The sequence below is a fragment of the Bacillus sp. FSL W8-0102 genome, assembly GCF_038007225.1.
Lineage (GTDB): Bacteria > Bacillota > Bacilli > Bacillales > DSM-4216 > Bacillus_O > Bacillus_O smithii.
In genome coordinates this window covers 2,231,987-2,244,739 of record NZ_JBBOWT010000001.1, presented here as the reverse complement: position 1 = coordinate 2,244,739, position 12,753 = coordinate 2,231,987, and the positions used below count along the sequence as shown (strand labels likewise).

General features: G+C 42.1%; 12 protein-coding genes. All 12 read left to right on the top strand.

Annotation, left to right across the window (positions count from 1 at the left end):
• Nucleotides 1-8 precede the first annotated feature (8 nt).
• Entirely contained in the window at nucleotides 9-371 is a 363-nt protein-coding gene (locus N1I87_RS10740) for a response regulator (protein WP_003354590.1), read from the top strand.
• Nucleotides 372-391: 20 nt separating this feature from the next.
• Complete coding sequence (locus N1I87_RS10735) at nucleotides 392-1,066, top strand: flagellar biosynthetic protein FliO (protein ID WP_341101669.1); 675 nt, start codon at nucleotides 392-394, stop codon at nucleotides 1,064-1,066.
• The gene (gene fliP / locus N1I87_RS10730; RefSeq protein ID WP_003354593.1) at nucleotides 1,059-1,727 is read left to right on the top strand and encodes a flagellar type III secretion system pore protein FliP; all 669 of its coding nucleotides are present in this window, start codon (nucleotides 1,059-1,061) and stop codon (nucleotides 1,725-1,727) included. The genes N1I87_RS10735 and fliP overlap by 8 nt, the downstream gene beginning before the upstream one ends.
• 11 nt (nucleotides 1,728-1,738) lie before the next feature.
• Complete coding sequence (fliQ, locus tag N1I87_RS10725) at nucleotides 1,739-2,008, top strand: flagellar biosynthesis protein FliQ (protein ID WP_341101663.1); 270 nt, start codon at nucleotides 1,739-1,741, stop codon at nucleotides 2,006-2,008.
• 4 nt (nucleotides 2,009-2,012) lie between these two features.
• Nucleotides 2,013-2,789 (top strand): flagellar biosynthetic protein FliR, encoded by a 777-nt coding sequence (fliR, locus tag N1I87_RS10720; RefSeq protein WP_341101661.1) that lies wholly within the window; start codon nucleotides 2,013-2,015, stop codon nucleotides 2,787-2,789.
• A gap of 1 nt (nucleotide 2,790) precedes the next feature.
• The gene (gene flhB / locus N1I87_RS10715) at nucleotides 2,791-3,873 is read left to right on the top strand and encodes a flagellar biosynthesis protein FlhB (protein ID WP_341101657.1); all 1,083 of its coding nucleotides are present in this window, start codon (nucleotides 2,791-2,793) and stop codon (nucleotides 3,871-3,873) included.
• 28 nt (nucleotides 3,874-3,901) lie between these two features.
• Complete coding sequence (flhA, locus tag N1I87_RS10710; protein WP_341101655.1) at nucleotides 3,902-5,932, top strand: flagellar biosynthesis protein FlhA; 2,031 nt, start codon at nucleotides 3,902-3,904, stop codon at nucleotides 5,930-5,932.
• The gene (gene flhF / locus N1I87_RS10705; RefSeq protein WP_341101653.1) at nucleotides 5,929-7,050 is read left to right on the top strand and encodes a flagellar biosynthesis protein FlhF; all 1,122 of its coding nucleotides are present in this window, start codon (nucleotides 5,929-5,931) and stop codon (nucleotides 7,048-7,050) included. The genes flhA and flhF overlap by 4 nt, the downstream gene beginning before the upstream one ends.
• A gap of 4 nt (nucleotides 7,051-7,054) precedes the next feature.
• Entirely contained in the window at nucleotides 7,055-7,789 is a 735-nt protein-coding gene (locus N1I87_RS10700) for a MinD/ParA family protein (RefSeq protein WP_341101651.1), read from the top strand.
• 91 nt (nucleotides 7,790-7,880) lie between these two features.
• The gene (locus N1I87_RS10695; protein ID WP_339195758.1) at nucleotides 7,881-9,254 is read left to right on the top strand and encodes an IS1380-like element ISGsp2 family transposase; all 1,374 of its coding nucleotides are present in this window, start codon (nucleotides 7,881-7,883) and stop codon (nucleotides 9,252-9,254) included.
• Nucleotides 9,255-9,604: 350 nt separating this feature from the next.
• Entirely contained in the window at nucleotides 9,605-10,684 is a 1,080-nt protein-coding gene (locus N1I87_RS10690) for a protein-glutamate methylesterase/protein-glutamine glutaminase (RefSeq protein ID WP_341101649.1), read from the top strand.
• Between the two features lie 15 nt (nucleotides 10,685-10,699).
• On the top strand, nucleotides 10,700-12,739 hold the full coding sequence (locus tag N1I87_RS10685) for a chemotaxis protein CheA (RefSeq protein ID WP_341101648.1): 2,040 nt from the start codon (nucleotides 10,700-10,702) through the stop codon (nucleotides 12,737-12,739).
• The last annotated feature ends 14 nt before the right edge of the window (nucleotides 12,740-12,753 follow it).

Sequence of the window (12,753 nt, the reverse complement as noted above, 5' to 3'; positions counted from 1 at the left end):
GAATGAAAATGGGAAATCGTATTTTAGTCGTAGATGATGCAGCTTTTATGAGAATGATGATCAAAGATATTTTAACGAAAAACGGTTATGAAGTGGTCGGTGAAGCGGCCGATGGAAATCAAGCGGTGGAAAAATATAAAGAGTTGCAGCCGGACCTTGTGACGATGGACATTACGATGCCTGAGATGGATGGAATTGAAGCGTTAAAAGCGATAAAAGCGATTGATGCCAATGCGAAAGTCATTATGTGTTCGGCCATGGGACAGCAGGCTATGGTCATTGATGCGATTCAAGCTGGAGCAAAAGACTTTATCGTCAAGCCTTTCCAAGCGGATCGGGTGATAGAAGCAATTAAAAAGACGCTTGGTTAATGTTAAGAAGGTGCTTTCGATTGAATCTGGAACGAGTCAAAAAGTGTTTGATCATATTCACTAGCCTGTTTCTCTTGGGTATTGGCGGAACATCCGTCACTGCCGCCGGAACCTTGAGCGGAAACGTAAAAGATTGTATCGAACATCCTGATAAATGTCAGGATTCAGGAACATCTAAAAAAGAAAAAAGCGCTGCGACGGACGACATTTCCGGAGTCAGTGCTTGGGATTATGTAAGAATGCTGTTCGCGCTCCTTTTTGTGATTGTATTAATCTACTTTTTAATCAAATTTATCAATAAAAAAAGCCAAACTTTTCAAGATTCGAAGCTGATTCAGCATTTGGGCGGTTCTCCTCTTGGAGGAAACCGCTCCATCCAATTGGTAAAGATAGGAGAACGCATTTTTATTTTGGGAGTTGGTGAAAACATAGAATTGCTGAAAGAAATCAACGACCAAGAAGAATATAAACAGCTTTTGCAAGTTTACAATCAACAAAAGGATCTATTGCTGGATACGAAAGATATTTTTACGGTCGCTTTGAGAAAATGGCAGGAGAGAAAACAAAAAGCGGTCAAAAAAGGTGGTTCAGCGCCTTTTAAAAGTGTGCTTGAAAAGCAGTTAAACGAAATAAAAACTTCAAGGGAGCAAGCGCTCCAGCAGCTGGAAACCAAGGAGAAGAAGTCTGATGAATGAATTTATGCATTATTTTAATAACAGCTCCCCGGAAAATGTGTCATTGTCGGTAAAACTGCTTCTTCTTTTGACCGTTTTATCGCTGGCGCCGAGCATTTTGATTTTAATGACTTGTTTTACGCGCATCATCATTGTGCTGTCTTTTGTCCGTACTGCCTTGGGAACGCAACAGATGCCGCCGAACCAAGTATTGGTGGGCCTTGCTTTGTTTTTGACTTTTTTTATCATGACGCCGGTGTTTCAACAGGTCAATAAAGAAGCTTTGACTCCTCTTTTTAAAAATGAAATCAATCTGGAAGAAGCTTATGATCGGGCGAGCGTCCCTTTTAAAGACTTTATGAGTCGATACACTAGAGAAAAGGATTTGGACTTATTTTTGCAATATTCGAATGCGAAACGGCCAAAAAGCATAGAGGATATACCGTTAACTGCGCTTGTGCCGGCGTTTGCGATCAGCGAATTGAAAACGGCGTTTCAAATGGGATTTATGCTTTTTATTCCTTTTCTTGTCATCGATATGGTGGTGTCCAGTGTACTCATGTCTATGGGGATGATGATGCTTCCTCCGATTATGATTTCATTGCCGTTTAAAATATTATTATTCGTTCTTGTCGATGGCTGGCATTTAGTGATTGAGTCGCTTTTACAAAGTTATAAGTAGGTGAAGAGTACATGAATCCCGAAATGGTCATTTCTCTCGCAGAAAAAGGAGTTTATATGATTTTGATTCTCTCCGGTCCGATCATGCTGATTGGGCTCATTGTCGGACTTGTCGTGAGTATTTTTCAAGCAATGACTCAAATTCAAGAACAAACACTCGCTTTCATTCCTAAAATTGTGGCGATGCTGGTTGGATTGGTATTTTTTGGTCCTTGGATGTTGCATCATATGATTTCTTATACTTCGCAAATTTTATCGAATTTAACACAGTTTGTGGGATGATGGCATGGATCAGCTAGTTCCGAAATTCTCCGTGTTTCTTCTCATTTTTGTCCGGGTAGCGTCTTTTTTTGTGACCGTGCCGCTTTTTTCGTATCGGACCATTCCGGCCATACATCGGGTGGGCGTTTCTTTCGTTCTTTCTTGGATGATGTACTATACCATGAATACTGCGCCGATCGCGATAGATGGCGCCTACTTTTTATTAATATTAAAAGAGATGCTTGTCGGTCTGTTGATTGGATTTACAGCTGCGTTGGTGATGGCGGCGGTTCAAGTAGCCGGAGCTCTCATTGATTTTCAGATGGGGTTTACCATTGCCAATGTCATTGATCCTCACACAGGAATGCAAAGTCCGATCATGGGACAATATTTTTACATGTTTGCTCTGCTTTTTTTGCTTTCTGTAAACGGGCATCATCTTCTCTTGGACGGAATTTATTACAGTTATCAGCTCATACCGCTGGAACAAGGGAAGTTTTCGCTTGGCAGCAGCTCTTTTGCGCAGTATATGATTCATGCTTTCCAATCCATGTTTGTCATCGCCTTTCAAATGGCCGTTCCGGTGGTTGCATCCCTATTTCTAGTCGACGTCGCGTTGGGGATTATTGCCCGCACCGTTCCGCAGATGAATATTTTTGTTGTCGGATTTCCTGTGAAGATTGCCGTGGCTTTTATTGTCATGATCGTGGTGATGAGTGCCATTTTCGCGGTGGTGCAACATTTATTTGAAATGATGCTATACGCGATGAGAGATGTGATGAAAATCATCGGAGGGACGTAAAGTGAGATTATTGACCGTTGATTTGCAGTTTTTTGCGGGGGAGAAAACGGAAAAAGCCACACCCAAAAGAAGGGAAGAAGCGAAGAAGAAAGGTCAAGTGGCAAAAAGCCAAGAGGTCGTTACGGCAATCAATCTGTTGGCTGTTTTTTCCTCGCTCTATTTTGCTTCTTCTTTTCTTGGCAATATTGTGAGGCGGCTCTTTTCACGTTCTTTTCAAGATTATATGCTCATGCCTATTACGGAAGGAAACTTAAAATCCATCGTTTTAGATGTATTGAAAGATTTTGCATATATGGTCGGCCCTTTTCTGTTTGTCGCTTTAGTGGGAAGTTTAGCCGCCAATTATCTGCAAGTTGGGTTTTTGTTTACGACGGAGACGTTGGTTCCCAAGCTGGAAAAAATCGATCCTATGAAAGGATTTCAAAGGATTTTTTCGATTAAGGCACTAGTAGAGTTACTGAAGTCCATTTTAAAAGTTTCCATTGTCGGAACCGTGACCTTTGTGATTTTGTGGATGAATATGGACAGAGTACTTGGCCTGTCTTTTGAATCATTGTCCGATTCATTGAAAACGGTAGGAACGTTAACGGTGCAAATGGGAATTTCTGCTTCGATCGCTCTGTTGTTTTTGGCCTTGTTTGATTATCTTTATCAGAAATACGATTTTGAAAAAAGCATCCGAATGTCAAAGCAAGACATTAAAGATGAATATAAAAACTCAGAAGGCGACCCGCAAATCAAATCACGGATTAAGCAAAGACAACGGGAAATGGCGATGAGAAGAATGATGCAAGAAGTGCCTAACGCAGACGTCGTAATCACAAACCCAACTCATTTTGCCGTTGCGCTGAAATATGAAGAGGAGAAAATGGATGCGCCGGTTGTAGTCGCTAAAGGGGCAGATTATTTGGCGCAAAAGATTAAGGCCATCGCCAAAGAGAATCATGTTGAAACGGTTGAAAACCGTCCGTTGGCAAGGGCTCTGTACACCCAGGTGGAAATTGGAGAGAGGATACCGGAAGAATTTTTCAAAGCGGTCGCTGAAATTTTGGCGTATGTGTACCGATTAAAAAATAAAGTGTAGGTCTTATTGAAAGTTGGGAGAGAACATCATGAAGGTAAGAGATTTTTCGGTGTTACTGGGAGTCATTTTAATCGTCGCAATGCTTATTATTCCTTTTCCTTCATGGCTATTAAGCATTTTGATTATCCTGAACATATCTCTTGCGTTATTGGTGCTGTTAACAACCATGAATATGAAAGAAGCGCTCCAATTTTCCGTATTTCCGTCTTTGCTGCTTCTATTAACCTTATTCCGATTAGGTTTAAACGTGTCGACAACGCGTTCTATTTTGAGTAAAGGGGAGGCAGGAGGCGTTGTCGAAACGTTTGGAACGTTTGTTGTCGGCGGAAATTTGGTTGTTGGTTTAGTCGTGTTCCTCATATTAATCATTATTCAGTTTGTTGTCATCACGAGAGGAGCAGAACGCGTTTCTGAAGTGGCAGCACGTTTTACTTTAGATGCTATGCCGGGTAAACAGATGGCCATTGACGCAGATTTAAATGCAGGAATGATATCGGAGCAGGAAGCGCGGGAACGACGTGAAAATATTTCACGGGAAGCAGATTTTTACGGAGCGATGGATGGTGCGACTAAATTTGTAAAAGGCGATGCGATCGCCGGTATTATTATCGTCATCATCAACTTGATTTTTGGAATGGTCATTGGCATGGTCCAGCAAGGTATGGGGTTTCAAGATGCGGCCAGCCATTATTCATTGTTGACAGTGGGGGACGGAATTGTCAGCCAGATACCGGCATTATTAATTTCCACCGCTACTGGCATCATTGTCACTCGAACCGCTTCAAACAGCAATCTTGGCGAAGATGTAATGTCTCAATTGTTATCCTATCCTAAAATGTTATATGTTACGGCCGGTACCATTTTTTTGCTTGGAATTGCCACGCCTATTAATGATTTGCTGACGATTCCGGTTGCGGCGCTGCTTGCGATCGGAGGATATAGGCTTCAAAAAGTCCCGGATGAGCCGGTGGAAACGGAAGAGGTTCAAGAAGAGAACGAAGCAGAAGAATTGCGGCGGCCCGAAAATGTCGTCAATTTATTAAATATTGACCCGATTGAATTTGAATTTGGCTATGGACTTATCCCTCTTGCCGATGCAAACCAAGGCGGCGACTTGCTTGATCGGATTGTGATGATCCGAAGACAGCTGGCCATGGAATTAGGGATTATTCTTCCGGTTGTGCGCATCAGAGATAATATTCAATTAGCCCCGAATGAATACAGAATTAAAATTAAAGGAAATGAAGTGGCCAAAGGAGAGTTGTTTCTTGATCACTATTTGGCCATGAATTCCGGCGAAGAAGAGGATTCGATTGAAGGAATTGATACGATTGAGCCCTCATTCGGTCTTCCTGCCAAATGGATTACGGAAGAAGTAAAAGATCAAGCAGAAATGCTGGGCTATACTGTCGTCGACCCACCGAGTGTTGTTTCCACTCATTTAACGGAAGTATTGAAAGCAAATGCCCATGATTTGCTCGGAAGACAAGAAACTCAGCAATTGATTGACCATATGAAAGAAACGTATCCTGTTCTTGTTGAAGAAGTAACACCGAATCCTTTATCCGTTGGAGACATACAAAAAGTGTTGGCAAAACTGTTAAAAGAAAATATTTCGATACGCAATCTGCCGATCATTTTTGAAACGCTAGCCGATTACGGCAAATTAACATCCGACACCGATTTGTTAACCGAGTATGTTCGTCAAGCTTTATCACGACAAATTACCAATCAATATGCCGATGAAGGAACCATCAAAGTGATCACTTTGTCAGCGCAGGTGGAAAAATTGATCGCTGATAGTGTACAACAAACAGAGCATGGAAATTATTTATCGATCGACCCGGTCAATTCGCAAAAATTAATAGAAGCCGTTTCAAAAAAAGTAGAAGAAGTTTCTATCATGCAGCAAATGCCGGTCATTTTATGTTCTCCGGCAATTCGAATGTTTGTAAGGCAGCTGTTGGAAAGATATTTTCCACGATTACCGATCCTATCTTTCAACGAACTTGAACCAAATGTGGAAGTACAAAGCGTCGGGGTGGTGACCATCGAATGAAAGTGAAGAAATTTATAGCCCCTTCCATGCCGGAAGCCATGAAAAAAATTAGAAAGGAGTTAGGCGAGCACGCTGTTATTCTGAATTCCAAGATTACGTACGGTGGAGGCTTTCTCGGTTTTTTTAAAAAGAAACAATTTGAAGTGATTGCCGCTGTGGATCCTGAACTGGAAATGATGGAAAGGATGGAAGCGGAACAGCCGAAAATGCCTCTCCATGTTTCAGAACGGCAAAAGCAAGCTGACCACGGCGAAAATCAACAGCTCAAACAGGAATTAGAAGAATTAAAGTCGATGATCGCTCTTTTGACATCAAAAGAGGATCGTTCCAAATACCCGGAAATGATTCATTCCATTCTGTCAGAATTGGAGCAAAAAGAAATCGGAACCGACCATGTGCGAACCATCGGGGACGAGCTATATGCGTTTTATATTGAATCCAAGGGCGAAGTGAGCGAAACAGAAATACGCAAACGAGCCATTGATTACTTAAAAAGAAAACTTCAATCAGTTCAAACCGACAACCCGCTATTTGCTAAAAAATATATCAATGTTGTCGGGCCGACCGGCGTGGGAAAAACGACTACTTTGGCGAAATTGGCGGCAAAAGCAGTGCTGGAATACAAGAAAAAAATCGCTTTTATCACCACGGATACTTTCCGAATTGCCGCGATTGAACAATTAAAAACTTATGCCAATTTACTGAACGTGCCTGTAGAGGTTGTTTATAATTCTGCTGATTTTGAAAAGGCGACGCAAAAATTTTTGGATTATGACCTCGTTTTGATTGACACGGCGGGACGTAATTATCGGGAAAATCAGTATATCGACCAATTAAAAGAAATCATTCCGGTCCGTGAAGAGATGGAGACATATCTTGTGCTGGCTCTTACGTCCAAAGCAGAAGATTTGGAAGAAATAATAGAAAAATTTCAAGACCTTCCATTTGATCAATTTATTTTTACGAAATTAGATGAAACAAAGCGAAAAGGCTCATTGTTCAATCTTGTTTGCAAGTACAGGAAAAAAGTAGGATTCCTGGCGAATGGACAAAACGTCCCGGACGATTTATTGACTGGCAATCCTGAAATCATTTTGAAAGAAATATTGAGGGAGTAAGCATATGAAAGACCAAGCAGAAGGATTAAGGCTGAAATTGAGAGAGTTGCATCAGTCACCTGCTAAAACGGCTGCCGTGATCAGCGGTAAAGGGGGCGTGGGAAAGTCCAATATTTCTGTGAACATAGCTGTCATTTTGGCGCAGTTAGGAAAAAAAGTTTTATTGTTTGATTTGGATATTGGCATGGCGAATATTCATATTTTATCAGGTATTAGTGCGGATCGCTCGATTGTAGATTTTATAGAAAACGGATATGAATTGAAGGATCTGATCATTTCCGGTCCGGGGGGCTTTTCCTACATATTCGGCGGTTCTGGTCTTGGGCGTCTTCTTGAATGGTCTGAGAATGATTTTCAACGTTGTATCGAGTCCGTAGCAAAATTGCAGTGGGAATATGATTATATTTTGTTTGATATGGGGGCCGGAGCATCAAAAGAAAGCTTGGAGCTGTTGATGTCTGTTGATGATTTATTGGTGATCACGACCCCTGAACCGACTGCTGTGACAGACGCGTATTCCATGATGAAATATATTCAAATGAGAGATCAAGACAAACATTTTTATTTGATTTGCAATCGTGCTGAATCCAATCAAGAAGGACAAGTCACGCTCGAACGTATATCGATGGCCATGGAGAAATTTTTGCATAAAGAGGTTTCAAAACTTGGAATATTGCCTGAAGATAAAATCGTAAAGAATGCAGTCGCAAGCCAGACACCTTTCTTTTTATACACCTGAATCCGTGACAAAACATCTTTACAATGGTCGCAAACCGTTGATACGATAAGGGAAAACGACGTTGACGATTTTTCATCAAGTAGGTGATGTGATGAAAGATTTCCCGATTCGGTTTGTATTGACAGATGAAGCGATTACCCCAAGTGCTGGGCTTGCTCTCGTTGGCTACTTACTCCATCGAACGAAACTGGATAAACGGGTAAACGCACTTCGGCTTCCAACGGTTCGTCGAGAAGTGCACATTTCCCATAGCGATGTCATTCGCTCGATGATTGGCTTGCTTGCCACAGGAAAAACGGATTTCGATCATATCGAAGCGTATCGTCAGGACGATATCTTTTCGGCATCGATGGGGATTCAGCACGTGCCTTCCTCTCCAACCTTGCGACAACGACTCGATCAGCTCGCTTGTCTTCCGATGACCGAAACGATTCTTTGGGAGGAGTCCATACGTCTGTTGATTCAACGACATGCCACTTTGTCCCCTTGTTGGACCAAAGGAAAGACGACATGGCTTCCCCTTGATATAGATGGTTCCCCATTTGACAACTCCGATACGAAAAAAGAAGGAGTCAGTCGAACGTATAAAGGATTTGACGGTTTTACACCGTTGTTTGCGTATGCAGGGAAGGAAGGGTATCTCGTTCATGCCGAGTTGCGTCCAGGGAAACAACATGTGCAAGACAACATGCCCTCGTTTTTAGTCACCGCTATCCGTCGAGCTCGTCAACTGACTTCATCTCGTCTGCTTGTTCGCATGGATGCAGGAAACGATGCAGAAGCGAATGTGCACGTATGCCTAAAGGAAGACGTGGACTTTGTCATCAAGCGAAACTTACGCCGAGAATCGAAAGCGCTTTGGTTCCAGATCGCTTCGCAAAAGGGCAAACGTGTCGATGATGGACAAAGCGAAGGAGTACAAACCTATGAGCTATGCCTTCCACAGAAGGCAGCGATCGATGGAAACACGTATACGTACGTTCAAGTCACCCAAGTGACGGAACGGACGATGGAACGCAATGGACAGCTGATGCTCGTTCCTGATTATGAAGTGGAAAGCTATTGGGTGCGGCTCAAAGGATACGAGCATGTTCGAATGAGCGATGTGCTCGCGTTGTATCATGACCATGCGACATGCGAACAGTTTCATAGCGAACTGAAGAGCGACTTAGATTTAGAGCGGCTTCCATCTGGGAAGATGAAAACGAATGCGCTCGTGTTGGTCATGGGAGCCTTCGTTTACAATCTTCTTCGTCTGATTGGACAAGATCTATTAAGCGATCCGAGACATCCGTTGCACCACAAAGTGAAACGCCGCCGCATCAAGACGATTATTCAGACGGTGATCACGATGGCAGGGCGACTCGTCCGTCGATCACGACAGATCTGGATGAAACTGACGCGAAGGAGTGGCTATAGCGAGCCCCTACTGAACGTCTATCAGAAATGGAGAGAGGTAAGATAACGAACGAATGTTCGGGCACTAATGTCCAACGTCACTCCCTGTGCTTTTTTGTCTATTTTTTTGGTTCGTATACCTAAAAAAGAGATTTGTTCCATTTTCGGAAATAGAGATGACATAGGTCATAAGCATAAAAAGGGTTTTATGGATTATCAATCCATCAAAATTACAACAAAATCAAAGTCGATTTCAATTCATCACGGATTCAGGATACAATCCTTATTCCAGTATTTCCCGCTCATTAAAATCGATCGTGGAAATTTATTTGTCCCAATCGAACGCAATGGGAACCATCCAAAAGGGTCGTTTTATTGGGAAGCTTCGCCAGTTTTTTCTGAAAGGCAGTGTTGGAGATGGGTAAAAAGAAAGTACTCATAGTAGATGATTCGGCATTCATGAGAAAAATGATCTCGGACTTTGTTTCCGAACATCCTGAATTGGAAGTGGTCGGGACAGCTAGAAATGGAAAAGATGCCATAGAAAAAGTGAAGACGTTATGTCCGGATGTCGTTACGATGGACATTGAAATGCCAGTCATGAACGGACTCGAGGCGCTAAAATGGATCATTAGCCAATATCAGCTGCCGGTTGTAATGCTGTCGAGTACGACGAAGGAAGGAACAGAAAATGCGATTAAAGCTCTTGAAAATGGAGCTTTTGATTTTGTGGCAAAGCCGTCCGGACCGATTTCGCTGGATCTGGATAAGGTAAAAAATGAATTGATCTCGAAACTTTTACTGGCTTCAAAGGTAAAAAAGGGAATGAAAAGCAACGTGCGGGTCCATACAGACGAGATGGATCGCGGCCTAATGACGTCCAATAGGGAGTCGGAGTTAAACCATTGGAGTACGAAAGAATATGCAAAAAGTTTAGTGCTTATTGGCACTTCCACCGGTGGACCGAGAGCGCTTCAAGAAGTGCTGCCGCAACTGCCAAAGGAAATTGGAGCGCCTATTCTAATCGTTCAACACATGCCTCCAGGATTTACAAAATCCTTGGCTGATCGTTTGAATCAACTGTCACGCATCTACGTTAAAGAAGCGGAAGACGGTGAGCTGTTGAAAAAAGGAGTCGCCTATATTGCCCCCGGGAATTTTCATATGAAAATCAAGGAGGTAGGAAGGTCTCTTGCCATCTCGCTTGATCAATCTCCCCGAATGAATGGTCACAAGCCTTCTGTAGATGTTCTTTTTGAGTCAGCTAGCAAATTGGAATTTTATAAAAAAATTGCCGTTATTTTAACTGGAATGGGTTCAGATGGGACTTATGGTCTGATAAAATTAAAAGAAAAAGGCAATGTACATACCATAGCTGAGTCTAAAGACTCATGCGTTGTATTTGGAATGCCAAAATCTGCAATTGAAGCGAATGTCATTGATGAAGTGAAACCGATTCAAGATATCGCTCAATCAATCTTAAAATATTTGCCTTAGGAAGAGGTGGAACAGATGGAAACGACTCAATATCTTGAAATATTCATAGAAGAAAGCAAAGAGCATTTGCAAGCTATTAATGAAAATCTTCTTGAGCTTGAAAAAAACCCGGAAGATATGGAGATCGTCAATGAGGTATTCCGGTCTGCCCATACTTTAAAGGGAATGTCCGCCACAATGGGATTTGAAGATTTAGCAAACCTCACTCATAAAATGGAAAATGTTCTGGATGCCATCCGCAACCATAAAATAAAAGTTACACCAGACGTATTAGATGTTGTCTTTGCTTCGGTGGATGATTTGGAGGCCATGATTCAAGATATTGCTTCTGGTGGAGATGGCAAAAGAAATGTAGAGGAGATAGTGGCACGGCTTAAAGCGATTGAAAGCGGATCGAACGTCGAAAAGAAGGAGAAAAGTGAAGTACGGGAGCCAAGCCATTCAAGTGAAGGGAATTCTGTGCAATATGACGAATTTGAAACAACCGTTATTCAGCAGTCAAAAGAACAAGGATTTTCCTGTTACGAAGTGATCGTTACATTAAAGGAAGACTGTCTGTTAAAAGCGGCACGGGTTTATATGATTTTTGAAGTTCTTGAAAAATGCGGAGAGATCATTAAATCTGTTCCAGCAGTAGAAGAGTTGGAAGAAGAGCATTTTGATTATCGATTTACGGTAACGATTGTGACGAAAGACGAAGCTTCTGAGATTGAAAAGAAAGTGATGAAAGTTTCAGAAGTAGAAAAAGTGGTCGTTCAGCCTTTTGCAGATTCTCCAAAACAAGCCAGCGACCATTCAAAAGAAACAGATCATTCCGACAAGGAGGAAAAGAAAAAGGCCTCTGCAGAAAAAAACGCGAAAGATCATCAAGCAGATGGAGGCAAACAAAGAAAATCCAAAAATGTTTCCAATAAAACGATTCGTGTCAACATCGAACGTTTGGACAGCTTGATGAATTTATTTGAAGAACTGGTGATTGACCGCGGACGACTTGAGCAAATCTCCCGTGAGTTAAATCACCCTGAATTGACTGAAACAGTGGAACGGATGTCCAGAATTTCCGGAGACTTGCAAAATATTATTTTAAATATGCGGATGATTCCGGTTGAAACGGTATTTAATCGTTTCCCGCGGATGGTTCGTCAACTAGCCCGCGAATTAGATAAACAAATTAATTTAGAAATCATCGGGGCGGAAACGGAGCTGGACCGGACGGTTATAGATGAAATCGGTGATCCGCTTGTCCACTTGCTCAGAAATGCTGTTGATCATGGAATTGAAACGAAAGAAGAAAGAAAAGCGAAGGGGAAACCGATAGAAGGTACAGTAAAGTTAAAAGCCTATACAAGCGGAAACCATGTTTTCATTGAAGTGGAGGATGATGGAGCGGGAATCAACCGTGAGAAAGTATTAAAAAAAGCCATTGATAAAGGAATTGTATCTCAAGAGGAAGCGGAGAAATTAACGGACAGTGAAGTATTTGGCCTCATTATGGAATCCGGTTTTTCGACAGCCGACCGTATTACGGATATTTCCGGAAGAGGTGTGGGACTTGATGTAGTCAAGGCGACGATTGAATCGATTGGCGGATCCATCAATATCAACTCAGTTGAAGGCAAAGGTTCCGTCTTTTCTATTCAGCTGCCGCTGACACTCTCTATTATTTCAGTCATGCTGATCGAAGTAGGAAATGAAAAATATGCCATCCCGTTATCCTCCATCATCGAAACAGCCATTATCAAAAAAGAAGACATCTTAAGTGCGCATAGTAAAAAAGTCATTGATTTTAGAGGGAAAGTCGTGCCTCTTCTCTTTTTGGAAAAGCTCTTCGAGGTACCGAAAGAAGAGGCGGAAGATGATTACTTGTCAGTTGTCATCGTCCGAAAAGGCGACAAAATGGCGGCATTGGTCGTGGATTCTTTTATTGGGCAGCAAGAAGTGGTATTGAAAAGTCTCGGGAATTATCTAACGAACGTATTTGCCATATCCGGAGCGACTATTTTAGGAGACGGTCAAGTAGCATTAATCATTGATTGTAACGCACTGATCAAATAGGGAAGGGGAGAGAA

Excerpts from the sequence above, each read along its gene's own strand:
- N1I87_RS10740 (WP_003354590.1), top strand. The coding sequence starts at position 9 with ATGGGAAATCGTATTTTAGTCGTAGATGATGCAGCTTTTATGAGAATG.
- fliP (WP_003354593.1), top strand. The coding sequence starts at position 1,059 with ATGAATGAATTTATGCATTATTTTAATAACAGCTCCCCGGAAAATGTG.
- fliQ (WP_341101663.1), top strand. The coding sequence starts at position 1,739 with ATGAATCCCGAAATGGTCATTTCTCTCGCAGAAAAAGGAGTTTATATG.
- fliR (WP_341101661.1), top strand. The coding sequence starts at position 2,013 with ATGGATCAGCTAGTTCCGAAATTCTCCGTGTTTCTTCTCATTTTTGTC.
- flhA (WP_341101655.1), top strand. The coding sequence starts at position 3,902 with ATGAAGGTAAGAGATTTTTCGGTGTTACTGGGAGTCATTTTAATCGTC.
- flhF (WP_341101653.1), top strand. The coding sequence starts at position 5,929 with ATGAAAGTGAAGAAATTTATAGCCCCTTCCATGCCGGAAGCCATGAAA.
- N1I87_RS10700 (WP_341101651.1), top strand. The coding sequence starts at position 7,055 with ATGAAAGACCAAGCAGAAGGATTAAGGCTGAAATTGAGAGAGTTGCAT.
- N1I87_RS10695 (WP_339195758.1), top strand. The coding sequence starts at position 7,881 with ATGAAAGATTTCCCGATTCGGTTTGTATTGACAGATGAAGCGATTACC.
- N1I87_RS10690 (WP_341101649.1), top strand. The coding sequence starts at position 9,605 with ATGGGTAAAAAGAAAGTACTCATAGTAGATGATTCGGCATTCATGAGA.
- N1I87_RS10685 (WP_341101648.1), top strand. The coding sequence starts at position 10,700 with ATGGAAACGACTCAATATCTTGAAATATTCATAGAAGAAAGCAAAGAG.